The organism is Chryseobacterium sp. 22543 (assembly GCF_052044565.1).
Taxonomy (GTDB): Bacteria; Bacteroidota; Bacteroidia; order Flavobacteriales; family Weeksellaceae; genus Chryseobacterium.
This window is the reverse complement of record NZ_JBQENH010000003.1, coordinates 129,541-155,502: the sequence shown is the minus strand read 5'-3', so window position 1 is coordinate 155,502 and position 25,962 is coordinate 129,541. Positions and strand designations below refer to the sequence as shown.

Annotated in this window: 22 protein-coding genes; 10 read left to right on the top strand and 12 right to left on the bottom strand. The window is 36.0% G+C overall.

Going from position 1 to position 25,962, the window contains the following annotated elements; genetic code table 11:
• Nucleotides 1–55: 55 nt before the first annotated feature.
• Nucleotides 56–2,260: a DNA helicase RecQ gene (recQ, locus tag ACTJIP_RS11465; protein WP_077416812.1), complete on the bottom strand. Its 2,205-nt coding sequence runs from the start codon at nucleotides 2,258–2,260 to the stop codon at nucleotides 56–58.
• A gap of 158 nt (nucleotides 2,261–2,418) precedes the next feature.
• On the opposite strand from recQ, the gene ACTJIP_RS11460 reads away from it, so the two are divergent.
• The 5 genes from ACTJIP_RS11460 to ACTJIP_RS11440 all read left to right on the top strand — a co-directional run bounded on the left by ACTJIP_RS11460 (nucleotide 2,419) and on the right by ACTJIP_RS11440 (nucleotide 11,287).
• Complete coding sequence (locus ACTJIP_RS11460) at nucleotides 2,419–3,378, top strand: KpsF/GutQ family sugar-phosphate isomerase (RefSeq protein ID WP_077416810.1); 960 nt, start codon at nucleotides 2,419–2,421, stop codon at nucleotides 3,376–3,378.
• A gap of 134 nt (nucleotides 3,379–3,512) precedes the next feature.
• The gene (gene tatC / locus ACTJIP_RS11455; RefSeq protein WP_180563900.1) at nucleotides 3,513–4,340 is read left to right on the top strand and encodes a twin-arginine translocase subunit TatC; all 828 of its coding nucleotides are present in this window, start codon (nucleotides 3,513–3,515) and stop codon (nucleotides 4,338–4,340) included.
• Between the two features lie 229 nt (nucleotides 4,341–4,569).
• Entirely contained in the window at nucleotides 4,570–7,530 is a 2,961-nt protein-coding gene (locus ACTJIP_RS11450; RefSeq protein ID WP_180563901.1) for a reprolysin-like metallopeptidase, read from the top strand.
• A gap of 136 nt (nucleotides 7,531–7,666) precedes the next feature.
• Nucleotides 7,667–9,298 (top strand): M1 family metallopeptidase, encoded by a 1,632-nt coding sequence (locus ACTJIP_RS11445; RefSeq protein ID WP_077416804.1) that lies wholly within the window; start codon nucleotides 7,667–7,669, stop codon nucleotides 9,296–9,298.
• Between the two features lie 132 nt (nucleotides 9,299–9,430).
• Nucleotides 9,431–11,287: a M61 family metallopeptidase gene (locus tag ACTJIP_RS11440; RefSeq protein ID WP_180563902.1), complete on the top strand. Its 1,857-nt coding sequence runs from the start codon at nucleotides 9,431–9,433 to the stop codon at nucleotides 11,285–11,287.
• 120 nt (nucleotides 11,288–11,407) lie between these two features.
• Here ACTJIP_RS11440 and ACTJIP_RS11435 read toward each other — a convergent pair whose 3' ends face one another.
• The 4 genes from ACTJIP_RS11435 to pepE all read right to left on the bottom strand — a co-directional run bounded on the left by ACTJIP_RS11435 (nucleotide 11,408) and on the right by pepE (nucleotide 15,598).
• Nucleotides 11,408–12,574, bottom strand: coding sequence for a sensor histidine kinase (locus tag ACTJIP_RS11435; RefSeq protein WP_077416800.1), 1,167 nt, complete (start codon nucleotides 12,572–12,574; stop codon nucleotides 11,408–11,410).
• Nucleotides 12,575–12,581: 7 nt separating this feature from the next.
• Nucleotides 12,582–13,955 carry a D-alanyl-D-alanine carboxypeptidase/D-alanyl-D-alanine endopeptidase gene (gene dacB, locus ACTJIP_RS11430; RefSeq protein ID WP_180563903.1) on the bottom strand — a complete coding sequence of 458 codons (1,374 nt, stop codon included), beginning with the start codon at nucleotides 13,953–13,955 and terminating at the stop codon, nucleotides 12,582–12,584.
• A 96-nt stretch (nucleotides 13,956–14,051) separates the two neighbouring features.
• Nucleotides 14,052–14,906, bottom strand: coding sequence for a hypothetical protein (locus ACTJIP_RS11425; protein ID WP_077416796.1), 855 nt, complete (start codon nucleotides 14,904–14,906; stop codon nucleotides 14,052–14,054).
• Complete coding sequence (gene pepE, locus ACTJIP_RS11420) at nucleotides 14,906–15,598, bottom strand: dipeptidase PepE (RefSeq protein WP_077416794.1); 693 nt, start codon at nucleotides 15,596–15,598, stop codon at nucleotides 14,906–14,908. Before pepE ends, ACTJIP_RS11425 begins: the two co-directional genes overlap by 1 nt.
• A gap of 195 nt (nucleotides 15,599–15,793) precedes the next feature.
• Between pepE and ACTJIP_RS11415 the strand changes: the two genes are divergently transcribed.
• On the top strand, nucleotides 15,794–16,330 hold the full coding sequence (locus ACTJIP_RS11415; protein ID WP_440704596.1) for a tetratricopeptide repeat protein: 537 nt from the start codon (nucleotides 15,794–15,796) through the stop codon (nucleotides 16,328–16,330).
• Nucleotides 16,331–16,582: 252 nt separating this feature from the next.
• On the opposite strand, the gene ACTJIP_RS11410 is transcribed toward ACTJIP_RS11415, so the two are convergent.
• Nucleotides 16,583–17,071 carry a YdeI/OmpD-associated family protein gene (locus ACTJIP_RS11410; protein WP_077416790.1) on the bottom strand — a complete coding sequence of 163 codons (489 nt, stop codon included), beginning with the start codon at nucleotides 17,069–17,071 and terminating at the stop codon, nucleotides 16,583–16,585.
• A 244-nt stretch (nucleotides 17,072–17,315) separates the two neighbouring features.
• Here ACTJIP_RS11410 and fsa point away from each other — a divergent pair, with 244 nt between their 5' ends.
• Nucleotides 17,316–17,969 carry a fructose-6-phosphate aldolase gene (gene fsa, locus ACTJIP_RS11405; RefSeq protein ID WP_047385358.1) on the top strand — a complete coding sequence of 218 codons (654 nt, stop codon included), beginning with the start codon at nucleotides 17,316–17,318 and terminating at the stop codon, nucleotides 17,967–17,969.
• 71 nt (nucleotides 17,970–18,040) lie between these two features.
• Here the strand turns inward: fsa and ACTJIP_RS11400 are convergent, their stop codons facing one another.
• The 5 genes from ACTJIP_RS11400 to ACTJIP_RS11380 all read right to left on the bottom strand — a co-directional run bounded on the left by ACTJIP_RS11400 (nucleotide 18,041) and on the right by ACTJIP_RS11380 (nucleotide 22,868).
• Nucleotides 18,041–18,907 carry a GLPGLI family protein gene (locus ACTJIP_RS11400; RefSeq protein WP_440704595.1) on the bottom strand — a complete coding sequence of 289 codons (867 nt, stop codon included), beginning with the start codon at nucleotides 18,905–18,907 and terminating at the stop codon, nucleotides 18,041–18,043.
• Nucleotides 18,908–18,927: 20 nt separating this feature from the next.
• Complete coding sequence (locus ACTJIP_RS11395; protein WP_077416786.1) at nucleotides 18,928–19,494, bottom strand: sugar O-acetyltransferase; 567 nt, start codon at nucleotides 19,492–19,494, stop codon at nucleotides 18,928–18,930.
• Nucleotides 19,495–19,591: 97 nt separating this feature from the next.
• Nucleotides 19,592–20,482, bottom strand: a complete 891-nt coding sequence (locus tag ACTJIP_RS11390) for a GLPGLI family protein (protein WP_440704594.1) — start codon at nucleotides 20,480–20,482, stop codon at nucleotides 19,592–19,594.
• A gap of 71 nt (nucleotides 20,483–20,553) precedes the next feature.
• Nucleotides 20,554–22,497, bottom strand: coding sequence for a M56 family metallopeptidase (locus ACTJIP_RS11385; RefSeq protein WP_440704593.1), 1,944 nt, complete (start codon nucleotides 22,495–22,497; stop codon nucleotides 20,554–20,556).
• A gap of 5 nt (nucleotides 22,498–22,502) precedes the next feature.
• Nucleotides 22,503–22,868, bottom strand: coding sequence for a BlaI/MecI/CopY family transcriptional regulator (locus ACTJIP_RS11380; RefSeq protein WP_047385363.1), 366 nt, complete (start codon nucleotides 22,866–22,868; stop codon nucleotides 22,503–22,505).
• A 336-nt stretch (nucleotides 22,869–23,204) separates the two neighbouring features.
• Between ACTJIP_RS11380 and ACTJIP_RS11375 the strand changes: the two genes are divergently transcribed.
• Entirely contained in the window at nucleotides 23,205–23,786 is a 582-nt protein-coding gene (locus ACTJIP_RS11375) for a hypothetical protein (protein ID WP_440704592.1), read from the top strand.
• A gap of 352 nt (nucleotides 23,787–24,138) precedes the next feature.
• On the opposite strand, the gene ACTJIP_RS11370 is transcribed toward ACTJIP_RS11375, so the two are convergent.
• Nucleotides 24,139–24,585 (bottom strand): GNAT family N-acetyltransferase, encoded by a 447-nt coding sequence (locus tag ACTJIP_RS11370; protein ID WP_180563907.1) that lies wholly within the window; start codon nucleotides 24,583–24,585, stop codon nucleotides 24,139–24,141.
• Between the two features lie 173 nt (nucleotides 24,586–24,758).
• Here ACTJIP_RS11370 and ACTJIP_RS11365 point away from each other — a divergent pair, with 173 nt between their 5' ends.
• A complete protein-coding gene (locus ACTJIP_RS11365; protein WP_077416776.1) occupies nucleotides 24,759–25,472 on the top strand; it encodes a 2OG-Fe(II) oxygenase in 714 nt (237 codons plus the stop codon).
• 50 nt (nucleotides 25,473–25,522) lie between these two features.
• Complete coding sequence (locus tag ACTJIP_RS11360; RefSeq protein WP_077416774.1) at nucleotides 25,523–25,780, top strand: Ada metal-binding domain-containing protein; 258 nt, start codon at nucleotides 25,523–25,525, stop codon at nucleotides 25,778–25,780.
• Nucleotides 25,781–25,962 lie beyond the last annotated feature (182 nt).

The following is a 25,962-nucleotide window of genomic DNA, read 5'->3' as shown; positions in this document are numbered from 1 at the left end:
AAATACAATAAAAGCCCTTATAAACAGGGCTTTTATTGTGTTCTGATTTGTTCTTTTAGTTAGCTACATCGCTGATAAATTTAATCCTCAGCATTCTCACTTCTTCATCGGACAGTTCATCCCCAAATTCATCCAGTAATACCTTCATGCTGTCACTTTCAGATTCGTTCATGAACTCCATGAAGCCGTCTACGATATCTTCATCAAAATTATCTTCAATATAATAGTCGATATTCAGCTTTGTTCCCTGATATACAATTCTTTCCATTTCTTTCAGGAGTTCATCCATAGAAAGGTTTTTGGCTCTTGCAATATCTTCAAGGTCAATCTTTTTATCAGTACTCTGGATAATGAAAACTTTATGGCTCGATTTATTGGCCACCTGTTTCAAAACCATATCCTGAGTACGTTCTATATTGTTGTCTTCTACATATGTTTTGATGTAATCAGCGAATTCTTTACCATACTTTTTAGCTTTTCCTTCGCCTACTCCATAGATTTTGGTAATTTCATCTACTGTAATCGGATACTGAACGGTCATATCCTCCAAACTTGGATCCATAAATACAGTATATGGTGGAATTCCATGTTTTTTGGCAACTTTCTTTCTAAGTTCTTTCAACAGATTAAAAAGGTTCTGATCCATACCTCCGCTAGCCTGCTGCTGTACCTGATCGCTCTCAGCTTTTGCCTGGGTAAGGTCAAATTCTCTGTCTTCAGCGATTAAAAATACGTCTTTAGAAGTACCATTCAGGACCGTTTTTCCTTTTTCTGTAATTTTTAAAACACCGTAGGTTTCAATATCCTTTTGCAAACAATTCTGAACGGTTGCCTGTCTCAGGATTGTTTTCCAGTAATTATCTTTTTCTTCTTTTCCAAAGCCAAAATAAGAACTTTGCTCAAGTTTGTAAGATTTTGTCACTGCATTTTCTTTCCCCACGATAACGGAAATCAAATCTTTAGACTTGAATTTTTCTCCTGTATCATTAATGAGTTCCAACGTTTTTTTCAAGTCTGCAGTGGCATCCTTTACTTTTGGAGGATTGGATGAGTTGTCACACATATTGGCTCCGTCTCCTTTTACAGGATCGAAATTTTCTCCAAAATAATACAGGATATATTGTCTTCTGCTCATTGAAGTCTCAGCATAACCTACCACTTCATTTAAAAGTTGCAATCCGATTTCTCTTTCTGAAACGGGTTTTTGTGCCAGAAATTTTTCTAATTTCTCAATATCTTTAGGATCATAGAATGCCAGACAGTGGCCTTCACCTCCGTCTCTTCCTGCTCTTCCTGTTTCCTGGTAGTAGCTTTCCAATGATTTTGGAAAGTCGTAGTGGATCACAAAACGTACATCCGGCTTATCAATTCCCATCCCAAAGGCAATGGTAGCAACAATTACATCTACTTCTTCCATCAGGAATTTATCCTGATTGGCAACTCTCACTTTCTGGTCAAGACCTGCGTGGTAAGGAAGTGCATTGATTCCGTTTACCTGCAGAAGCTGGGCAAATTCTTCAACTTTTCTTCGGCTCAGGCAGTATACAATTCCTGATTTCCCTTTATGCTGATTGATAAACCTAACGATTTCCTTGTCTATATTGATTTTAGGACATACCTCATAATATAGATTAGGACGGTTGAAACTTTCTTTGAACACCAATGCATTAGTCATTCCTAAAGTCTTCTGGATATCATCCTGAACCTTAGGAGTAGCAGTAGCCGTTAAAGCAATCACCGGTACATTGGCGATTCTGTCTATAATCTGTTTCAGATTCCGGTATTCTGGTCTGAAATCATGTCCCCACTCTGAAATACAGTGGGCTTCGTCGATAGCAAAGAAAGAAATTTTCACATCTTTCAAAAAATCCAGGTAATCATCTTTTATTAATGATTCAGGAGCTACATACAGAAGTTTGGTTTTGCCGCTTTTTATATCGTCAAAAACCTGCTTGGTCTGCGTTTTGTTTAATGAGGAATTTAATACATGCGCTACCCCATCCTCAGATGAAAGGCCGTTCACTGCATCTACCTGATTCTTCATTAACGCTATCAAGGGCGAAACGACGATTGCCGTACCTTCCGAAATAAGTGCCGGAAGCTGATAACATAATGATTTTCCACCACCCGTAGGCATTAAAACAAATATATCTTTCCCATTCAATAGGTTGTCTATAATTTGTTCCTGCTGGCCCTTAAATGTAGAAAACCCAAAATACTTTTTCAATTCGCCTGATAAATTGGCTTTTTTTGCGCTCATCTAATTTTCTATTGCTAAATTTGCATCACACCCAAAGTTATAAAAATTTCGCTTAAAATAAAAGCGAACGAATTTATAAAAAATAAAACTTATATTAAATATTCTTTTTAAAATATAACGTTTTTAAAGAACTTTTTTGTATACCTTATCATCATAAAATGGATAGAACCAACATTATATCAATTGCAAAAACCACTTTAGAAATAGAGATTTCTGAACTCGAAAAATTAAAAAACAGAATAGATGACCAATTTGCGCAGGCAGTAGAGATCATCAACCTGGCAAAAGGAAAGCTTATTGTGGTAGGAATTGGAAAATCGGCCCATGTAGGAAATAAAATTGTAGCGACCTTAAACTCAACGGGAACACCTTCACAGTTCTTGCATGCTTCAGAAGCTATCCATGGGGATCTGGGAGTAATTCAGAAACAAGATGTTGTTTTGTGCATCTCAAATTCCGGAAATTCTCCTGAAATCGCCAACCTGGTTCCTTATTTAAAAGACTATTCTTCCGCTTTGATCGGGATGACGGGAAATAAAAAGAGTAAACTGGCTGAGTTTTCTGAAGTTATTTTAGATACTCACGTTGACGTTGAAGCCTGTCCGAATAAACTGGCACCTACCAGCTCTACTACAATTCAGATGGCTTTGGGAGATGCTTTGGCTGTTGCTTTAATGGAGCTGAATGATTTCAAAGCTAATGATTTCGCCAAATTCCATCCTGGAGGAAGCTTAGGAAAAAACCTGACTTCTAAAGTAGAACAGTTTCTTTCTTCTCAAAAACCTCAGGTTACTGAAGATTCATCAATAAGAGATGTCATTATCTCAATCAGTGCATCAAGCCACGGAATTACAGTGGTAACTCAATCGGATCAAATCATTGGTGTGATCACAGACGGAGATTTGAGAAGGATGCTGATGAAAGAAGAAGATATCAGTAAGGTATCGGCTAAAGATATTATGTCTTCTCATCCAAGAACTATTGAGAAAGATGCGTTGGCCAAAGAAGCTATGAAAACGCTGAAAGAAAATAATATCGGCCAGCTTATTGTAACGGAAAACGGAAAGTATTTCGGGATTATAGATCTGCATAAACTGCTGGACGAGGGGATTAATTAGAAAATATAATCCAAAGTTTAGAGATTAATACATGAAAGATGATTTGCAGATCAAGAGTAAAATTTAACTAATAATCTGCAGACGCTTACTTCTGTCATTTTTTTTATAAATTTGCGCTTTAAAAATTGAATTCTGTGAGTGATGGTAAAGACATGTCCTTTCTTGGGCATATAGGAGAATTAAGAGGGCATCTGATCCGTTCGATTATTGCTATCATAATTGCGGCTTTTGTGGTTGGCTTTAATATCAACTGGATTATGGACCATATCTTTTTTGGGCCCACCAGAAATGATTTCCCAACCTTCAGAGTTGTTAATCATTTTTCAAGAATGATTTTAGGAGAAGACAGTATTCATCTTCCAAAAGAGTTTCCCGTTCGTGTACAGAGATTGTATCAGCAGTTCAATGTAATGATGGCTGTTTCTATTTTTGGAGGAATGGTAGCAGCATTTCCTTATATTGTATGGGAATTATGGCGTTTTATTGGTCCTGCTTTACATCCGAGAGAGAGAAAAAATTCTATTTATATTATTAATGCGGTATGGATTCTTTTCATGACCGGAGTATTATGTGGTTATTTTCTAATCCTTCCGTTTGCGGTTAATTTTGGGGTTATTTTTAAAATTTCAGACATTATCGTTCCGCTTTATGATTTAAGTGATTATACCACCTTATTTTTACAGGTAGTTTTAGGGATGGGTGTTATTTTTCTTTTCCCGATTCTGATCTATTTCCTTACCAGCATCGGAATTCTGACTCCAACATTTATGAAAACATATCGTCGTCACGCTATTGTTTTGATTATGGTAGTTGCTGCAATCATTACTCCGGCAGACGTTTTAAGTATGCTGATGGCTGCATTCCCACTGCTTATTTTGTATGAATTCAGTATTATGATGTGTACATTCACGTATAAGAAGGTACAGAAAAGCAACGGAAATCTTCCGGCAGTACAGAAATAACCAGTATTTTTTTACTAATAAAATTCTAAGCGCTACTATTCACCCGAATGGTAGCGCTTATTTTATATAAAAAAATTAACCTTAATTGTATTTATTCTTAATTTAATTTAAAACAATGATAAAATTTAATTAATAATATAAAGTTGGGAACAATTAACACCGTATTGCTAATATATTTTTTAATAAAATACACTATCTTTAAAAAAATCAATTACAACCAATAAAAAATATGAAAAGGAAAATTATTTTTGTGTGTGCACTAGCTTTAAGTCTAAGCGGTTTAAAGGCACAACGCTGGGAACCGGTCTCGGAAAAAATCACACCGGTAAGAAAAGAAGTTAAGGTAGAATATGCCTATAAGTTTGATCTTTCTGCATTGAGAGAGCAACTGAAGAATACTCCTGAAGCAGGAAAAGGAGGAAGCCCGGTTATTGTTTCTATTCCAACAGCAGACGGAAGAATTGAAAAATTTTCAGTGTACAGCTCGCCTGTAGTAGAAAAGTCTATGGCAGACAGATACGAATTGGGAGCATATTCCGGTATCGGACTGGATAATCCACATAAACAAATCCGGTTCAGTACTGCACCAAACGATTTCCAATCTATGACATTCGACTCTAATACTGGGAAATACGAATTTATAGAGCCCATCAACAAAGAAAGGGATGTATTTGGAGTCTTTTTTAAATCTAATAAATCCCAGGAAGATCCTTTTGAGTGTAAAACTTCTGAGCCTGAGAAGGCAAAGAAAGAAATGAATAAGCTTCTTAAAACAAAAAATGTCTTAAACGGGCTCGGTAATGTTAATAAAAGTAATGAACAAAAATACAGAACCTATAGAATCGCAATCTCCGTAAATGGTGAATACACTCAGCTTGCCGGAGGTGTGCCTGCAGCCGCAGCCCGTATTAATGCTACAATGAACCGTGTAAATGGTGTTTTTGAAAAAGATTTTGGAATCCATATGATTGTACAGGATCTTCCACAGCTTATATTCGCAGATCCTGCGACGGATCCTTACTCTAATGTAATAGTAAATCCAAATGGCAGCTACAGTGCTCCCGGCGCATGGAATCTACAACTTCAGCAAACTCTTTCCAATACTGCTGGTGTAGGTAATAATGCCTATGATATAGGACATTTTTTTGGCCACAGAGGTGGTGGTGGAAGTGCCGGAGATGTAGGAAATGTCTGCAGAAATCCTGCCAGCAACAATGATGCTACTTCTAAAGGTGCAGGAATCACGTCACCATCTACTCCGGATCAGCCTTTCGGAGATAATTATGATATAGATTTTGTAGCTCATGAAATCGGTCACCAGTTCGGTGCAGCACACACAATGTCTATTGCTTTGCACGGTGCCCACATGGAGCCGGGATCGGGATCTACTATTATGGGATACGCCGGTATTACCAACTATAATGTTCAGATGCATTCTGATGCTTATTTTCATACCAAAAATATTGAAGAAGTAGGAGCATATGTGAATGCTCAGGATTGTGGTATTATTACAGCAGTAGCCAATACACCTCCTTCTATACAGCCATTGGCTAATAAAATGATCCCTAAAGGAACTGCTTTTGTACTGACAGCTTCTGCTGCAGATACACAAAATGATCCAATGACTTACACATGGGAACAATATGATCTGGCTACTTCTACTTTTGGACCAGTAAGTGCAACCAGAAATAATGGTGCGAACTTCAGATCTCTAATGCCTACAAACTCCCCTACCCGTTATTTCCCTAAATTGGCAAATGTTCTTAATGGCACTCTTACCAGTGCTGTAGATTGGGAAACAGTATCCAACATACCAAGAACTATGAATTTCAAGGTAACGGTGAGAGATAATAATCCGGATGCTGCACAACAACAGACCCAAAGCAGCCTGATGAAAGTGGATATAGGCAATGAAGGTCCATTTAAAGTAACTTCAACTACGGTTTACAATAATACACCTGGAGCTGTTGCCTGGGATGTAGTGAACACTAATAATGCACCGTATAATGTACAGAATGTTAAATTAGACTATACTACAGACAATGGAACTACATGGACGGTTATTACTCCTTCCACACCTAATGATGGAGCTGAGCCGTTTTCGTTCTCTTCTTTGGCAACAGGTGCCAGCGTAAAGATAAGAGTAAGCGCCATTGATAATGTATTCTACGCGGTTGGGAATGCCACAGTTTCTGCATCTGCAAGTGCCTGTGCAACATCTGCTCCGGTGGGGATTACGGTAACAGGCATTACAAGAACCTCAGCATCCGTAAACTGGACAGCCTTAGTAGGAGCAACTTATTCTGTAATGTACAGAAAAGTAGGAACGGCAACATGGACTACTGTTCCTGTTTCAACAAACTCTTATAACATTTCAGGTCTTACAGAAGCAACTCAATATGAAGTACAGATAGCCAATGTTTGCGGATCTTCTGTTGGCTCTTATTCTGCATCAACGAATTTCACAACGACTTCATTTGCTAAATGTTCCATAACCGGAACAAATGCAGCTGATGAATATATTTCCAATGTGACGGTAACTCCTTCGGGAATGCCTCCTGTTTCAAATAGCAGTAATAATACACCGTATACAGACTACACTACGGATCCTACAAAACTAATCACCCTGATGTCCGGATCTTCAGGTAACAATGTAAGTATTACCAAAGCATGGACAGGTTCACAATATAATGACGGGGTAACAGCGTGGATAGACTTCAACAAAGACGGAGTATTCTCTTCATCTGAAATAATCTACACCAGCGCACCTAGTATAGCAACTCCTGTTTCAGGAACATTCTCAGTACCTGCAGATGCTTATACCGGAGGAAATGTGATCATGAGAGTTGTATTGGGATATGAAAGCCAGCCAAACAGCGGATGCAGCAACCAGCAATATGGTGAAGTAGAGGATTATCCGGTACTTATCCAGCAGCAGCTTTCTACCAATGAGACAGTAAAAGATAAGAGTTCAATTCAGATCTACCCTAACCCGGCAAGTGATGTATTAAATGTAACTCAGATTTCATCTAAAGCTCAGTTTATCATTACTAATATGGCAGGTCAAAAAGTAATGAGCGGCCATATTAATGATAATAAAATCCAGGTTTCAAAATTAAGTACTGGAGCTTATATTATTTCAATTGAAGATAAGGGTACCACTACAAACCTGAAATTCATCAAAAAATAAAACCTAACAATTTTTTACTGCCCGGCATTGACCGGGCTTTTTTTATGCTTTTTCAAAATCTACATTTTATTGTATTTCCGGTATGTGCTATTAATTTAATTTTATACTTTTGAAAAGATTATTAATAAAAGTTTAAATGAAAAAGTTGTCATATACACTCTTATTTGCATCAGGACTGGTTTTCGGGCAGTTCTTTGAAAAGGGTAAGGTTTTCACCAAACAGGATACTTTAAAAGGCTCCAATACTGAGTTCAGAAATTTTTGGGATGTCAAAAAATATGATCTTTCCGTAGAACCGGATTTTGAGCAGAGAAGTATTAAAGGAAATAATATAATCAGCTTTGAGATTATAAAAGATATTACCAACCCTGTTTTCCAGATTGATCTTCAACAGCCTATGAAAGCTGATAAAGTGGAAGGAAATTTCCCTATTGAAAATTACAAGCAGGACGGGGATTTCATTTTGGTTACAGCGAATAAAAAATTCAAAAAAGGCGAAAAATATACTATCAATGTTATCTATTCCGGAAAACCTACCATTGCTAAAAACGCGCCATGGGACGGAGGCTGGGTTTTTACTAAGGATGAAAAAGGAAATCCATGGATGACTGCTGCTGATGAGGGAATAGGAGCTTCCATATGGCTTCCTACCAAAGATATCTGGAGCGATGAACCTGATAACGGAGTCATTATGAAAATTGTAACTCCTAATGATCTGGTAGGTGTAGGTAACGGCAGACTAACTGATAAAAAAACAACCGGCAGTAAAACTACTTATACCTGGGAAGTTAAAAACCCTATCAACGCCTACTCCATTATCCCGAGTATAGGAAAATATGTAAATTTTAAAGATGTATTTGAGGGTGAAAAAGGAAAACTGGACCTGGATTATTGGGTCCTTGACTATAATCTAGACAAGGCAAAAAAACAATTTCAACAGGTAAAACCTATGCTCTCAGCGTTTGAATACTGGTTTGGTCCGTATCCGTTTTATGAAGATTCATACAAACTTGTAGAATCTCCTCATCTTGGTATGGAACATCAGAGTAATGTAGCCTATGGAAACAAATATCAGAACGGCTATCTTGGAAGAGATCTTTCAGGGACAGGAGTTGGATTAAAATGGGATTTCATTATTATTCATGAAAGCGGCCATGAATGGTTCGCCAATAATATTACAGCAAAAGACCAGGCTGATATGTGGATCCATGAAAGTTTCACCAATTATTCCGAGACTCTTTTCACGGAAAAATATATGGACAAAAAATCTTCTGAAATCTATGTTCAGGGGATAAGGAAATTGATAGATAATGATGTTCCTATTATTGGTCAGTACGGCGTAAGAAATGAAGGCAGCGGAGATATGTATCCAAAAGGAGCCAACATGATTCATACGATAAGACAGGTAATTAACAATGATGAAAAGTTCAGACAGATTCTGAGAGGACTGAATAAAGATTTTTATCATCAGACTGTTACCACCCAGCAGATTGAAAATTATATTTCATCAAAATCCGGCATTGATTTCTCAACTGTTTTTGATCAGTACCTGAGAACGATAAAAATACCAACTTTTGAGTACACTCAAAATGGTGATACTCTAAAGTTCCGTTATACAGATGTGGTAAAAAACCTGAAATTACCTATAATCATCAACGGTGATCAGACTATAAATCCTACGGAAGAATGGCAGACCGTAAAGCTTAAAAAGAATGATCCGGTTGAATTAAACCCCAACTATTATATCAATTATTACAATAATAAATAAAAGAAAAAGGCAGATTTGCAGACCAGCAGATTTGCCTTTTCGCTTTTACATTGAAATTTTAAGAAAAGTTTAATACTTCTTCCGTAACAAAATGATAAAAAGAACAACTATTTAACTATTAATGTAAACCTAATGAGAAAAACAGTACTTAGTCTCGGTATTTTTGCTTCTTTTTTAGCAAATGCTCAGTCTATAAAAACAACCATTGATCTAGTCAATGTAAAAGATGATAAAGTAGCCGTTACCATGGAGTTTCCGAAAATGAAATCAGGAGATGTTAAATTTCATTTCCCTAAAACGGTTCCGGGTACTTATTCTGTAGACGATTACGGAAGATTCATCGAAGGGATCAAATTTTACGATAATAAAGGAAAAGAACTTACTTTCACTAAAGTAAATGATAATACCTATTCATTGAAAAATGCGCAGGGTCTTTCCAAAATTTCTTATCTTGTGAATGACAGTTTTGATGATGAATTAGATGCATCAAAGCATAAAGCGGTATTTTCTCCGTCAGGAACAGATATTGAGGCAGGTAAAGTATATATGATCAATACCCACGGATTTATAGGATATATTGATAATATGCAGGATGTTCCTTATCAGCTGATCGTTCAGAAACCAACAGATTTCTACGGAACAACAGCATTGGTAGACCAGGACAAATCTGATGCTACAGATACCTATACCCTTGCGAACTATGCTAAGGTAACAGATTCTCCACTTATGTATACAAAACCGGATTATATTACCTTCAATGCAGGAGGAATGGATCTGGTGCTGGGAGTATATTCTCCAACAGGAAAATACAAAGCTGCTGATTTCAAAGAGAATCTGGAAAAAATGGTGGTTGCTCAGAAAAAATTCCTGGGTGATATGAATACCAATAAAAAGTATGCAATCATGCTTTATCTTTCCGGAGGTGACGGACCTAAAGTAAAAGGTTTCGGAGCACTGGAACACCATGAATCTACAAGTGTGGTTCTTCCTGAAGGAATGCCGAAAGATGCTATCGACAATACCATTACAGATGTGGTTTCTCACGAGTTTTTCCATACAGTAAATCCTCTGAAGACGCATTCTGAAGAGATTCACTATTTCGATTATGCAGATCCGAAGATGTCTCAGCACTTATGGATGTACGAAGGTGGAACAGAATATTTTGCCAACCTGTTTCAGATTCAGGAGGGTCTTATCAATAAAGATCAGTTCCTTCAAAGAATTGGTGAGAAGATTGCCAACTCCAAGAGTTACGATGATACGATGCCGTTTACGGTAATGAGTAAAAATGTATTGGTTGAACCTTACAAGGATCAGTACAGAAATGTTTATGAAAAAGGAGCTCTTCTTGCAATGTGTCTAGATATTGAGCTTAGAAAACTTTCCAACGGACAGATGGGATATCGTGATATGATCAGAAAACTGTCTCAAAGATTTGGAGAAAACAAACCTTTCAAAGATGATAAACTGATTGACGAGCTGGTAACGGTAACCGGATATCCTCAGGTAAAAGATTTCTACAATAAATATATTGCAGGAAACCAGCCCACTCCTTATGCAGAATATCTGAAAATGGTAGGTATAGACATTCAAAAGCAGGAAAGCCATCCTCTTTTCTGGTTTATCAAAGACCCGAACCAGACAGGTTTTGATGAAAAGAACAATGCTTTTGCTTTTGATGAAAACTCTGCTTTGTCTCCTTTTGCAAAAAGTATCGGATTTAAAATTACAGACCAGGTACTTGCTTTAGATGGAAAAACGGTAGACATCAAAAAAGTACAGGACTTTATTGGCTATACCAGAACCATCAAAGACGGGCAGGACGTTACAGTAACGATTCTAAGAGATAATGCCGGTAAGAAAGAGAAAATGACGTTGAAAGGAAAGGCTATTCTGGATAAGATGACAATGGAAACTCCTACCTTCAAGGCGAATCCAACTCCGGAAGAACTGAAATTACAAACACAGTGGCTCACTGGTAAAAAATAATAAGAAAAGCGGGGAAATTTTCCCCGCTTTTTATTTTTAAATCTGAATAAATAAGATCTTGTATTTTTTTATTCAACCCTTATTGGTTTATATTTTTAAGATTATTTTCTGTAACAACCTTTATTCTTTCTTAATTGTAATCCTAAAAGTACTTCCCTTTCCTACTTCAGTTTGAGAAATCTTAATATCTCCGTTGTGATATTCATGAATGACTCTTCTTGCCAATGACAATCCTAATCCCCAACCTCTTTTTTTAGTAGAATATCCGGGATTGAAAGCATTTCTTGCCTGCTGTTTTGTCATTCCGCTTCCATTGTCTTTTACTTCGACCAGAATATTTTTATTTCTTTCAAAAATTGACATCGTAATAGCACCTTCCCCTTTCATGGCATCCACAGCATTTTTTACCAGATTTTCAATCACCCAGCTCATCAGAATTTTATTGTGCGGAACCAACACGGTATAGGTCGGAAGATTCAATGTAAAATTGATTTTTTTGGAAATTCTGGTTTTCAAATAATCATAATTCTCCTGAATTGTTTCATTGAAATTCCTGTCATTCAGCTCAGGAATAGAACCTATTTTTGAGAATCGTTCTGAGATCGTTCTAAGTCTTTCAATATCTTTTTCTATCTCGTGTACTCCTTCCGATTCAGGATTATCAAGCTTCATAATTTCCATCCACCCAATCATGGAAGATAAAGGTGTTCCGATCTGATGCGCCGTTTCTTTAGCCAAACCTGCCCAGAGATAACCTTCATCCGTTTTTTTGATCGTCCTGAAAAACCAGAATGAAAAACCGAAATACAGCAGAATAAACAATCCTAAAATATAAGGCGAATACCGAAGGTTATTAAGCATACGCGAGTTGTCATAGTAGACAAACTGATTGTTCCCATCCGGCACCTTAATCTCAATAGGATCATAATTTTTCTCCATATTCCGGATCAGGTCCTGAAGTTTTTCAGGGTTCTTTATAGTAGCTTCAGGGATATTTCTGTAATATCCGAGATCAAGAATAGGGTTTTTATATTTATCTGTTACAATGAACGGAATGGTATTGTTGATATTAAGGATATCCGGCAGCAGATCCAGAACATCCGTATCCGGAGTCTTTACTTCCTGCTGTATTCTTATCGCTTTGGAAAGAAGGCTGATCCTTTTGATCTCCTCTTTTCTGAGAAAATTAATGAGCGATGTCGAAGCCACTACAATAGCGATTACCAAAGTAGTCATGACAACAAAAATGATCCAGTTATTCAGTCTGGTAAGTATGGATTTTCTCAAAGTTATTTTATTTTAAAACATTCAGAATTTTCTGCAGTTCTGCATTTCCACTTCCCTGGTAGTTGTTGATAATAATCGAAAACACATATTTTTTGCCATCTTTCGCGGTGTGATATCCTGCAAAAGATTTGGTATCTCTCATCGTACCGCTTTTCATCTTCATTCCATTCTCCTGAATTGGGAAACCATCATAGTACGCTTCAAACCATGATTGCTTTTTAGCATATAAAAGAGCCTGCACTTCTGCTTTTGCCGCTACATAATTCTGTGGTGAAAGTCCGCTTCCGTCAGCAAAATTGATCATATTAGGATTAATTCCTTTTGATTTCCAGAATTCTTTCAGATAAGAAACCCCGCTTTTAAAACTTGAATTTCCTTTTTTCTCTTTTCCTAAGGTTTTAATCAATGTTTCTCCATACAGATTGATACTTTTCCTTAGAAACCAATACACAATTTTATCCAGCGTCGGAGATTGGTAAGTCAAAAGAATATTATTTTTAGGAGTTTCCAATGCCTGTTTTCCCTCTATTTCAAGCTGTGAATTCGTTATTGCTTTTCCTGAAATCTCAATTCCCGATTCTTTCAGCCATTGTTTCACTTCTGCTGCGAGCTGTAAGGGCGGATTAGGCGTAGAGCCGGAAACCGTAACCGTTTTTCCTGCCGGAAGCATTCCGTTAATCAACGCTACCTCGGAATGAGGTGCGGTAAAGATAAGACTCTGATCAGAACTTCCTCCGGCTTTCAGATCATTCAGCCATTTCACTCCTTCCAAAGGATAAGAAAAGTTTTTAAAATCTGTTCCGTTAATATTAATATCAAACTGGTTTTCTTTCCAGTTGATTCCCCACACACCAGCTCCGTAATAATTTCCAAGATCATCCCAAGGCCAGCCACCGGGAATCGTCTGATGATCAAAATAAGAATCATCAATCACAAGATCTCCTGATATTTTTGTAATTCCTGAGTTTTTAATTGCCTCAATCAGCTTCTTTTTAAAATTCTCAGGTTTATAGGCATCATATCTCCAGCTTCCTAATGTAGGATCACCATTGGAACTGATGAAAAGATTTCCGTTCAGTGTTCCTCCGGCAATGTTTCCGGAATAGCTTGAAGTGGTTGTAAAAGTATAATTTTTGCCCAGGGTTTCCAGTGCTGCACCAGCGGTAAAAATTTTCTGTGTAGAAGCAGTAGAAAGTCCCTTACTTCCCTGATATTCGTATATAAAGTTGCCATTTTCATCTGAAACATAAAATGATAAACTGGAAGAAACCGTTCCTGAAGAATCCATGAGATCCTTGGTTACTTTATCCAGTTTCTGAGCAATATTCTGCGCAGCAACCATCTGTACAGAGAGTGTGAGAACAGCAAATGTTTTTTTCATTAAATTGTTATTTGGTTCTGAATGCAAAGAGTTCCCATACAGTTCATGACCAGTATCTGAAACTTTTTCATTGATTTAAATTCTAATCAAATATAGTTAAAATAAAAGCTTTTCATACGCCCTGAGATCATCGGAGCTGAAAAGTATCTGATGATCAGACGTTTTTTCAAATGACTGATCATAGGTGAAATATTTCTCGTAATCCTCTTCATCTATAAAAATATCCATCTGGCATTCTTTTATATAATTTGATTTTTCTCTATAATCTTCTATAAAATATCCGGATTCATTCCATTGCTCATGATGACAGCGCAGACAATTTTTTTGATGCACAGCTTTATATCCGCATATCTCACAATTCTGCAAACTTTGGAATAACGTTGAAATTTCACTCCGTCTGTCTTCCGGAAAAAGAGAAAGAGGAATTGTTTTTAAAAGCAGATAATAATTAGGTTCCTGCCATGAGAAATAAAACATTTCTCCTTGTTCTTTTGTATGAATCCATACGCTTTGAAAGTCATATTCCAGGTCGGCTTTTACGATATTTTTGATATTCAGAATGGTTTTATTACTTCTCCTGATATTCTGTTGATGATCAATTTCAATAAAAGGCTGCTGTTCCAGAAAATGATTCAGGCACAGCGTGGTTTGCCACGAACCTATTACCCTCATTTTACCTTCACTGCCACAGATTTCACAAGTCTTTACAGACAATTCTGAATATTTATCTTTGATGGCTTTAAGCTTATTATTAAGTGCTTCGTCCTCGGAGTATGTGTAACACCTCAACCCACCGAATTTTTCCTTTCCAAAAACACGGTGCTCCATATTCCAGCCTGCAATAGCAAATTCAAAGAGCAGGTTCCGGATCAACTGTTCCCATCCGGTACTGTTCACTGAAAAATTGCTCAGATTATGTTCTACAAAAAGATTGATCTCTTCTTTGTTCATTAAAGTCTGCTTCCTGCTTCTATTTCGTAAGGTTCTTTACCTTTTTCAAAAATTCTTGTCAGCTCATTTCCTTCCACAGTAATGGAATCTGCTGTTCTTCTGATCCAGTTTCCTTCTCTAAGACCTACTACTTTAATGTCATTTTGGGTAAGAAACTCCTGAATACGGGTTTCTCTGGTTTCTCCATTATGCTTCAAATCCGGGTTAGGATCAAGATAATGTGGATTGATATTGAAAGGAACCAGTCCCATACAGTCAAAACTTGGAGGATATACAATTGGCATATCATTCGTCGTTTTCATATTCTGGCCTCCGATATTGCTTCCTGCACTGCATCCAAGATATGCTTTTCCTCCTGATACATTTTCTTTTAGGGCAGACATCAATCCTTCTTCATGTAATGTTTTGACCAATAAAAATGTATTTCCGCCTCCTGTAAAGTATCCTTTTGCCTGATTAAGGGCTGCTGTTTTATCTTCAAATTCATGAAGCCCTTTTACTTTTATATGGATGGTTTCAAAGAAAGAGCGTGCTTTTGCTGTATAATCGTCATGGGAAATTCCGCCTGGCCTTGCGAAAGGGATAAACACAATTTCGTCAATTCCTTTATAAAGTTGGATTAATTCTTCTCTTAAGTATTCCAGATATTCTCCACCAAAAAGGGTGGATGTTGAAGCTAATATGATATTCATACCACGAAATTATATTTATTAATAAAAAAATGAATGACAAAGATAGCTTCAAACATTAACGAATCAAAAATTAAACTAAAAAAAACATGTTTCCCGTTAATATTTTCTAAAAAAACTTAAAGCTTCTAAAATTTAACTTTTTATGGAATTATTATTGAATTTTAGATTTCGAATTTAAAATATAAGATTATGAAAATGAGTACAATTAATAGTAGAAATCTATTTTTAGGTTTGATACTGGCGGGAAGTGTAAGTTTTGTAAACGCTCAAACGGCTCAACCGGAAACTTCGGCAGCGACGAGTCAAACAACCAATCCAACGATTGATGGTCTTAAAAAACAGATTGAGGCCAATCCAAAGGATACAGAATCCTTAGCAAAATTAGCAGCAGCTTATCAGGAAGCTTCAGACTGGCCAAATGCCATTGATACCTGGAAGAAAATTTCTGCTTTATTACCGGACTGGGCTCCATCTTACTACAGCCAGGCTTATGCTTATCAGTCTGCAAAAGATGATGCCAATGCAAAACTGGCTTATGAAAAGTATATTGCAACCGTAAAACCGGAAGAAGTAGAGCAAAATAAGAAAAATCTGGCCTATGCCTATTTCTATATTGCCTTTGCAGAACAGCAGACAGATCCTAATAAGGCAAAAGAGCATATTGCTAAATCGATACAGTATGACCCTACCAATCAGGACGCTGTAAAGCTTAGCAAAACACTAAATTCTTAGTAAAAGAAAATGCCGGAAAGTTTTTCCGGCATTTTTTATTTATCCAATCTAGTTTAAATTTAACGCAAAGGTCTATTTTTACTTACTTTTTATTTTAAGGGAGCAAAGTTTAAATCAACTTCGTTGATTCTTTCTAAGCGTATGTATATCATAAGCTTCATCAGCAACTTTTTCGCTTTCTTAACTTACTTAACAATAAGAAAATTTAATTTGGTCTTTGCGTTTTTAAAATTCTTTTTAGTTTCTGTTCACCTATTCAATCACCTTTCCGAAAAAATCGGTTTCACCATGTAAGTGGCGGATGATTTTCTCGATATTCCGCTGGATGCTGGCTTCAGTTTTTAAATTGTTGATATAACGAACCAGTTCATGTCTTCTTGAAGGAATCAGATTTTCAAAATTTTCTGTTGCCAGAGGACTTTCTTTAATCGCTTTTTCCAAATGAGGATGCATAGAAATACTTCTGTCAGAATCATCATATTCCAATACAACTTCAATGATTTCTCCAATTCTCTTCGGGGAATTTTTTAACATTGTCAGGTTCACATACAGTCTCCATTCTCCCAGATATTTCATCAGGTTTTGTTTAAATTCCAGTCCGTTCACTGTTCCTTTTACCGGAACCGGACTTTTATTTCTCCCTGATTCATCAAAAATCCTGTCCAAAATCTCTTTCGGAATAAATACAAAAGGATTAATTCCAATGATTTCCAATGTGGCTGTGAAACTGTTGCTTTTCATGGATGATATTTAGGTGTTAGGTGCAAAATTAACTATTTGTTCAAGATCAATATAAATTATTTTTTTTACTGTATATAATTCATCCCATTCCCAAACCTGAAACTCTCAACCCCTCCAATTCTACAACGCGTATACCCAAAATCCCGAACCTCGTAACTCGAAATCCCGAACCCCGTAACTCAAAATTCATATCCCAGAACCCAATTAATTCCCTATCTTTGTATCAATAAATCTATTTAACAAAATGAAATTTTTTATTGACACAGCTAATTTAGAGCAAATCAAGGAAGCTAGAGATCTTGGAATTTTAGATGGTGTAACGACCAACCCTTCATTAATGGCAAAGGAAGGTATTCAGGGATCTGAAGCAATTAAAAACCATTATAAAACGATCTGCGAACTTGTAGACGGAGATATTTCTGCGGAAGTTCTTTCTACAACGTATGAAGAAATGATTAAGGAAGGAGACGAATTGGCTGCTATTCACCCTAATATCGTTGTAAAGATTCCGATGATCAAAGACGGTATCAAAGCTTTAAAATATTTTTCTGATAAAGGGATCAAAACTAACTGTACACTGATATTCTCTGCAGGACAGGCTCTTTTGGCCGCAAAAGCTGGAGCAAATTATGTTTCTCCATTCTTAGGAAGATTAGATGATATTTCTACAGACGGTCTGAACCTTATTCAGGAAATCAGATTGATTTTTGATAACTATATGTATGAAACTGAAATTTTAGCGGCTTCTATCCGTCACTCAATGCACATTATTGACTGTGCTAAAATCGGAGCTGATGTAATTACATCTCCACTGCCTCCGATCTTGAGCTTATTGAAGCACCCATTAACAGACAGCGGATTGGCTCAGTTTATTGCAGATTCTCAGAAATTAGCATAATAACTGATTCTTATTCAGATATAAAAAACCCGGAACAATGTTCCGGGTTTTTATTTTTATAATGAGTATTTTTATTTCAGCAGATCCAGCTCAAGGATATTATTTTGCTTTTTCAGATCATTCTTCCTTTTTATTTCTTTATCTTTTTGTGCTTTATCAGCAGGAATCAATTTTCCTGAATCATCCATTTCCTGAATTTCAATTCCCTGGGCCAACATCTGTTTTTCACTTTTCATAGGGTCAGCAAGATAGTCTTTAAAAGCTTTTCTATACCTGGTTTCATTCACTGTAACAAGAGCATTAAATCGTTCTTTTTCTTTGGTATTCTTCCATTCATAGCCTTCAGGGAGTTTTTTATTTCCTTTTAATTCGAAAGAATGGGTATGGGAAGCATCTTCAAGTTTTACAATTAATCCCGGAAGCCCATGAAATTTATAAGGACCATCCTGAATAGGAAGATCAGTGGTAAACCAGGCTGTCCATTTTCTTCCGGCAAAGTCACCAATTGCTTTTTGTACTTTAAATCCACCTATCTCTGCTTTATCTGAATAGATTTTCCATTCTTGTTTTCTGGCATCCTGTACCATATATTCGTCAGCCGCAAGATTGGTAAAAAAGTTAACTGAATAATCCGGATACACCTTTTCAACACTATAACTTATTTTGCCTTTGAATTTGATTCCTGAAAAATCTAATTCCTTAACTCCCATCTGAAGCTGTTTTTCCATAGCAGATGTCATAAGAGAATCAGATTCAAAAGAATCCTTACTGTAAAATTTTGATCCTTTTGCAGCAACATCTAAAAGCATAATTTCTACTTCCGGCTTATCTTTAGCTATGGAATCCAGAACATATTTGTATTCATAAATAAATCTTTGATTCTGGGCATTAGTAATTACAGCCAATATAAGACTCAATAAAATGATCAACTTTCTCATGGTTAGTTTGATATAGTTTTTTAATTCTGTTCTGTAATTTTTTTAACAACTTTACACGGATTTCCCACAGCGACAACATGATCCGGAATATCTTTCGTGACAACACTTCCCGCACCAATCACCGAGTTATTTCCAATGGAAACTCCGGGAAGCACAACCACATTTCCTCCCAGCCAGACATTATTTCCTACTTTAATCGGATGTGCATATTCAAGACCTTCGTTTCTCTGTTTTGCATCAACCGGATGGCCTGCTGTATAGAAACTACAGTTTGGACCGATAAAAACATTATCACCAAACTCTACTTTAGCACAATCTAAAATAATAAGGTTATGATTGGCATAGAAGTTCTCTCCTACTTTTATATTGTATCCGTAATCACACCAGAAATTGGGTTCTATGCAGATATTTTCTTTTATATCGCTAATAATGCTCTTAAGTATTCTGTATTTGTTTTCTGCCTCAGAGTTTTTCAGTCCATTGTACTCCTGACACAGATCTTTGCAGGCAATACGCTCCTGAATCAGTTCTTTGTCGTAATTGGCATTGTATAAAAGTCCTGCTGCACATTTTTCTTTTTCTGTCATACTATGGAATTTAAAGTCCCGGATAAAGATACACAATACAAAAAAAATACAGTAAGATTATGATAACCTTACTGTATTTTAATCAAATAGAAACTGCTTATTGATAAAGCTCCGGTTCTATTTTATTGTTATTTTTTAGCCGTTCTTCTTTTGCTCTTTTTTCAATAGCCCTATACATTTCATTCGTATCAATACTTTTTCCATCCTGATTTTTCATCTGTACAACAGCTCCTGCAGGAAGAGCACTCATGGTTTGTTTCATGTCTTTTGTAGGATCAACAAGGTAATCCTTCCAGGCTTTTTTAAACTGTTTTTTAGTTATTTCTATTTCTTTACCTCCTAAACCGATTGTAGTAAGACCTGGTATTTGAATATCTTCTTCTGAGGCAGCTTCTGTTTTTTTGTTACCTATTAAAGTCATGATATGTGATCCTGTTTTATCTTCAATCTTAATGATCAGTCCCGGCAGTCCATAGAATTTATAAGGACCATCCTGAAACGGGATATCTGTAGAAAACCATGCTGTCCAGCTTCTGCCTCCAAAATTTGTGGTTGCTTTTTGGGTATTATATTCTCCAATTTTTTGTTTTTCTGGTAAGATTTTCCATTCAGGTTTTTGGTCTTCAGGCATCTTATAAGTAGTATTCCCTATATTTTCTGAGAATGAAACACTGTAATCAGGATATTTTTTTGTAACAGTTGTATTAATTGTTCCAGGTTTTATATTCCTTTTAATATTAATACTGCCTCCGAATCCTCCTTTCATTTGCTTGGCGATATCAGCTTTCATTGTTGAATCAGCAACAAACTTATCGCGGCTGTAATATTTTGATCCATTCTTATCAATATCCAAAAGCATAACATCACTTTTCACGTCTGCTTTATTGGTAGAATCAGAAACATATTTGTAGTCATAAAAGAATCTGTTCACTTGTGCATTCACAAACACACTTAACAGTGCTAATAAAATGAAATAACTTTTTTTCATAATTTATGTATTATCCGGATATTAGTAAAAAAGCTCTGCCAATTGAATACTGACAAAGCTTTTTGGAACTTTTATTTCTTTGTCTCAATTCTTACTTCTCCTCTCTTCACTTCCCCATTCTTCTGGCTGTTGACCATTACTTTTGAAATATTGGCAGAATTCAAAGCATTAACGTCATCTTTAGATACTTCTCTTCCGTCAATAAAATACTTGTATTTCAGGTCATCACTGCCATTTATGCTAAACTTTTTCACCCCATTCATGGCGATGTTTCCGTTGCCGTCTTTTTTGATGAAATCAGCATTCATTACCATAACATTAGGAGCAGAAGTTGTCATGGTAAAGTTACCAGCTCTAAAACTCTGTGCTGTTTTTTCTGCTTCTGCACGTATTTTTTCGCTTTCCTTTCTTATTCTCTCTCCATCAATCCTTATGATCACATTTTTTTTTCTGATTCGCTCTCCTTCTGCTCTCGCATTGTCTCCCTGTATGCGAGCTATAGCACCTTCTGCTCTTGCCTTCTCTCCTTCTTTTCTGGCTTTTTCGCCCTCAATTCTAGCTTTTTCTCCTTCAATTCTGGCTTCCTTCATCGCATTTCTGGCTTCTTTCATTGCCTTACGTACTTCATCTTTTTCTTTAGAACTAAGATCCTTATAATAGACTGTATTATTATTTTTAAAATAAATTACTTTCGGAGCTTTGGGTTCTTTTGGCTCTTCCGGTGGAGCAGGAGGAATAGGCAGTTTTTTTACCATCCTTGCAGCTTCTCTTCCCGCTTTTTTAGCCTCTCTTTCTATTTTACGAAGCTCTTTTTTATCAAGAGTATCCATATTTTCAAGTTCCTTCATCTGATTTTTCCATTCAGCAGAATTGAAATATTCATCCACTTCAACTTTGGAAGCTATCTCTCCTATCTCTGATGCGAGGTTACTTATTTCTTCAATTTTATCACTGAAGGCATCACTTTCCGGATCCAATCCTTTCAGCTCTGTCTCTTTTTCTTTTATCTTTTTCTCAAGCTCAGCCACTTTTGTATGATCTTCCGGTGAGACAGGTTTCAGATCTGTAATTTTTTCCTGACCCGATGGTCTTACGGTATCTTTTTTGATTTCTGAAACTACTTTTTTAATGGAAAGATTGGTTTCTTCAATTTCTCTGTTTTTTGCATTTACCAGATAAGCAAAAGCTACGGTAAATAACACCGGCAATGCAAGAATTCTTCGCGCATATCCGAACTTGGTTTTTGGTTTTTGTAACATTTTAAGTCTTTTTTTAAGGTTTGAACTTAGAAACGGACTGGCAGCAGGCAACTGTGTTCCGGAAAAGTGGCTTGCTAAAAGCATCTGCGCAAATGCTTTGGTGTCCGATTGTTGTACGGCTTTTTTATCAGCCAGGTACTCGTGGATGAGATTAATTTCTTTTTTGATGATATGAAAAAACGGATTGAACCAAAAAACAGAAGTAATAATCTCGATAAAAATCTTATCAAAGGAATGTTTCTGCTCAATATGTACCATCTCATGCTTTAAAATCTGTTTTCCGATATCAGAATGCAGGGTGATAGCATTCTTCCAGAAAAGATTCTTAAAGTATGAAAACGGAGCTTCACTAAGGTCTGTACGGTAAAAGTTGATCCCGTCAAAACTTTCTTTCTGAAACTGTTTTTTAAACTGCTGGATTTTGAAAATCCCATAGATAAGCTTCCCTAAAAAATAGAGAGAAACCAGTCCCAGAGCTGAAAAAATAATGTTAAAATAAAGGTTACCATTGTTTATATTTTTTTCTGAATTAAAATTCTGAATCTTATCAAGAAGCATATACATATCACTATTTACCTCTATCGTAAAATCATCTATTCTGATGAGTGGCAGCAACAGTGACATCACGATTGCGGCCAACAGATAAAATCTGTTATAATGATGGAATGTCTTGTCTTTTAAAGACAACTGATAATACAAAAATGTTACACCTGAACATAAAATTGTTTTCCCAAAGTATAAAAGTATTGCTTCCATAGATACTAGTCTTTATTTTTGAGTTCGTCCAATAACATCTCAAGATCTTCTACTGTCATTTCGTTTTTTTCTACCAGAAATGAAACGGCACTTTTGTAAGAGCCTTTAAAATAGTTTTTCACAAGACTTTTCATGGTTTTCCCAGAATACTGTTCTTTTGAAACCAGTGGAAAATACTCATGCTGTCTTCCATGTACACGATAGTCTACAAATTCTTTGTCTTTCAATACTTTTAAAATGGTAGAGACCGTATTGGTATGTGGTTTTGGATCCGGAAAAAGATCAAGAACATCCTTTAGAAATCCTTTTTCTATTTTCCATAAATACTGCATTACCTGCTCTTCTGCTTTTGTTAAAGTCTGAATTTTCATATCCTGTTCATTTATCAATTATCGTGATATAAAAGTCATCCTATTCTATATCACTAAGAAATTAGTTATACAAATGTAGAAATAAAAATGAATCAAACAACTATTTTTTTAGTGATAAACATAGATAATAATACAACTGTTTGAAAATCAATTATATAAAATTAGTTAAAATATATTAATCTTTTAAAGGAGTGAAATATCCACCTGCTTAATCCACACAAAAAGAGTCATTTCAGGTATAAATTCTTAAAACTTGTTAAATTTTATTAAATAAAATTAAAATGAATTTGTTTTAACCGGGAAATTATATTTATTTTAGTGCTTTAAAAATTTCTCATGAAAAGATATAATTTATTGATTGTACTATTACTGCTTATTTTTAACGTTACTACAGCACAAAAGAAGGGTTCTCCTGCTGCCGATCTGAGCATATTAAAGGATACAAAATCAAAAATCGAAGCTACCGTTCCATTGGTTATTCAGCATCTTCAGACCATCTCCACAAAAGAAGGGGATAATAATATTGTGAATAATGGGAAGATTGCTGTGGGCAGAGAATATGGTATTTTAGAATCTGAATGGTTTTTATACAGGAACAATATGAAAAACTGTATCCTGAACAATTCTTCTAAAAAAGCTAAGAAATGTATGGAATACCATAACAATATGTTTAGAGGTACAATGATCAACTACAATAATTATATTACCAACCTTACAAGAAAGAACGGATATCTGGGTGTAGAAGGTGATACTAAATTTGATTTCAAGCCTGCTGATATTGCTACAAAATTGAATGAAGCTTATTTCAATGCCAACGATTCTGCAGGGAGAATGAAAGCGGATCAGAAAAGAGACTTTTTAGGACAGACAATGTCTGATGACAACAAGCTTACTTCTTACGCTCAACTGGCTCAATAATATCTAAAATCATATTAAAAACATAAAAAAAGAGAACTGCAATTGCGGTTCTCTTTTTTATTTAAAAGCAAAAAATCTCCGCCGGAAAAAGCAGTTTTGTGGTACTAATCATAAAACTCTTGGGGAAAAAGTAGAAAATTAGGCAGAGATTTTTTTGCATACACTCTACAGATCAACTGTCCTACCCATGATCTGTAAGAGCTTTACAAAAATAGAACTATACCTTTCCATTAGCTGAAAATTCCTGTAGAATTAAACGTGCACAATTGTAGAACTAATACTACTTTTAAGAAAAATGCTGGGAGTTTCCTGCCCCAGCCTCCAGCCTAAAAATCATCGTTCCCTTTTGTACCTATTTCCACCATTGGTAGTAATTATGAAGTCCATCATACTCAAATCCACAACGCGGGTACAGCGTATTTCCAATATCATTTGTTTTTTCTGTTTCCAGCATCAATCCGCATGCCCCTGTTTCTTCACACCATTGTTTACTACGGTCAATTAATGCTACGGAAAAGCCTTTTCCTCTGTAATCCGGGTGAACAAATAAATCACTTAGCAGCCACTGTTTCTGTAGTTTGGTATAATGAAAGAGCTTGTAAAGTTGTACAAATCCTACAGCCCTTCCTTCAGCAATCACAAGAAAGATATCCGATTCACTGTTTAAAAACCGTTCTTTGAGAAAAGCTTTTCCTTTTTCAATGTCTGATTCCTGTCTGTAAAAAACACGGTAAAGATTGAATAATTCTGCTGTTTCATTAAGATCTTCAAGACTTGCCTTTTTAATAATGTAATTCATAGTTATGTTTATTTTATTAACAGGACAAAAGTAGTCTTAACCAGGACCAGACTTATAATCCAGATTCATATTATACTCATAGTCCAGAAGCTTCAGTCTGAAGATAAATACCACATGTTTCGGATTTTATTATCCTGAACAACTTCGGATTTTTGCAGTATAAAATAAAACCAATGAAAGATATCATTCATAAAATAAAAAATACAGATTGGCAGCACCTTACGGAAACAATGCATGAAAACGGATATGCTGTAATTTCTAATCTGTTATCAGATGAAGAATGCGAAATAGTAAAGACAAATTATGACAATCCCGGTTTTTACCGAAAAACAGTGATCATGGCAAGACACCGTTTCGGCCTTGGTGAATATAAATATTTTGATTACCCGCTTCCTGAAATGATTCAGACCCTACGAACGACTATTTATCCGTATCTGGCTCCGATTGCCAATTCCTGGTTTAAAGCCTTACATATTGACACTCAATTTCCTTTAGATCATCAGGAATTTTTACAACAATGTCATACCAATGGCCAACAAAAATCTACTGTTTTAATTTTAAAATATAAAGAAGGTGGTTTTAATACTTTACACCAGGATTTATATGGCGATGTGTACTTTCCTATCCAAATTGTGTTAATGCTCAGCGAACCTGATAAAGATTTTACAGGTGGAGAATTTGTACTTACCCAGCAGATCCCGAGAGCACAGTCAAAAGCTATTGTTTTAAAACCTAAGAAAGGAGATGTACTCATTTTTACGACTCAATTTAAGCCAGAAAAAGGTGCCAAAGGCTATTACAGGGTCAATATGAAACATGGAATAAGTGAGGTTCAGGAAGGAAACCGCTATGCTTTGGGAATTATTTTCCATGATGCAATCAGCTAATTTGAGTTGTGCTAACTGTGTTAAATTTCAACTTTAAAATTTCAATTATAATGCTCTCACATTCTCAAATATCAGCCAAAAGTCTGAGAAGTAAAATTCATAGCAGAGAAGTTTGTTTTGGAGGAAATAAAAAACTGAAAATCTATGGACTGCTCAGCTGCCGGTCAGGAAAAAGAATGAAAATAGAAAACAGGGTCTTCTTTACAGATGAAAAAGAAGCTCTACAAAATAATTATCGTCCTTGTGGACATTGTATGAGAGAAGCGTATCAACAGTGGAAACAGAAAATATTTACTCTTGGCTCTTAAAACGATTCTATAATACAATTATAAACTTGCGTCTCTGCGTTACTGCAACCTGAGATTGCTTCACTTTGTTGGCAATGACAGGCTAACATAAAAAAATCGGTATAACTGTCGTTATACCGATTTTTAGTTTAGTAGCGGGAACCGGACTCGAACCGATGACCTTCGGGTTATGAGCCCGACGA

Coding starts and splice junctions, on each gene's coding strand:
- ACTJIP_RS11380 (WP_047385363.1), bottom strand. CDS start 22,868: ATGAAAATTCAGACTTTAACAAAAGCAGAAGAGCAGGTAATGCAGTAT.
- ACTJIP_RS11440 (WP_180563902.1), top strand. CDS start 9,431: ATGAGAAAAACAGTACTTAGTCTCGGTATTTTTGCTTCTTTTTTAGCA.
- ACTJIP_RS11450 (WP_180563901.1), top strand. CDS start 4,570: ATGAAAAGGAAAATTATTTTTGTGTGTGCACTAGCTTTAAGTCTAAGC.
- ACTJIP_RS11410 (WP_077416790.1), bottom strand. CDS start 17,071: ATGAAAAGCAACAGTTTCACAGCCACATTGGAAATCATTGGAATTAAT.
- ACTJIP_RS11365 (WP_077416776.1), top strand. CDS start 24,759: ATGAAAGATATCATTCATAAAATAAAAAATACAGATTGGCAGCACCTT.
- ACTJIP_RS11360 (WP_077416774.1), top strand. CDS start 25,523: ATGCTCTCACATTCTCAAATATCAGCCAAAAGTCTGAGAAGTAAAATT.
- ACTJIP_RS11425 (WP_077416796.1), bottom strand. CDS start 14,906: ATGAACAAAGAAGAGATCAATCTTTTTGTAGAACATAATCTGAGCAAT.
- ACTJIP_RS11375 (WP_440704592.1), top strand. CDS start 23,205: ATGAAAAGATATAATTTATTGATTGTACTATTACTGCTTATTTTTAAC.
- ACTJIP_RS11445 (WP_077416804.1), top strand. CDS start 7,667: ATGAAAAAGTTGTCATATACACTCTTATTTGCATCAGGACTGGTTTTC.
- fsa (WP_047385358.1), top strand. CDS start 17,316: ATGAAATTTTTTATTGACACAGCTAATTTAGAGCAAATCAAGGAAGCT.
- ACTJIP_RS11390 (WP_440704594.1), bottom strand. CDS start 20,482: ATGAAAAAAAGTTATTTCATTTTATTAGCACTGTTAAGTGTGTTTGTG.
- pepE (WP_077416794.1), bottom strand. CDS start 15,598: ATGAATATCATATTAGCTTCAACATCCACCCTTTTTGGTGGAGAATAT.
- ACTJIP_RS11460 (WP_077416810.1), top strand. CDS start 2,419: ATGGATAGAACCAACATTATATCAATTGCAAAAACCACTTTAGAAATA.
- dacB (WP_180563903.1), bottom strand. CDS start 13,955: ATGAAAAAAACATTTGCTGTTCTCACACTCTCTGTACAGATGGTTGCT.
- ACTJIP_RS11395 (WP_077416786.1), bottom strand. CDS start 19,494: ATGACAGAAAAAGAAAAATGTGCAGCAGGACTTTTATACAATGCCAAT.
- ACTJIP_RS11385 (WP_440704593.1), bottom strand. CDS start 22,497: ATGGAAGCAATACTTTTATACTTTGGGAAAACAATTTTATGTTCAGGT.
- ACTJIP_RS11370 (WP_180563907.1), bottom strand. CDS start 24,585: ATGAATTACATTATTAAAAAGGCAAGTCTTGAAGATCTTAATGAAACA.
- ACTJIP_RS11415 (WP_440704596.1), top strand. CDS start 15,794: ATGAGTACAATTAATAGTAGAAATCTATTTTTAGGTTTGATACTGGCG.
- recQ (WP_077416812.1), bottom strand. CDS start 2,260: ATGAGCGCAAAAAAAGCCAATTTATCAGGCGAATTGAAAAAGTATTTT.
- ACTJIP_RS11400 (WP_440704595.1), bottom strand. CDS start 18,907: ATGAGAAAGTTGATCATTTTATTGAGTCTTATATTGGCTGTAATTACT.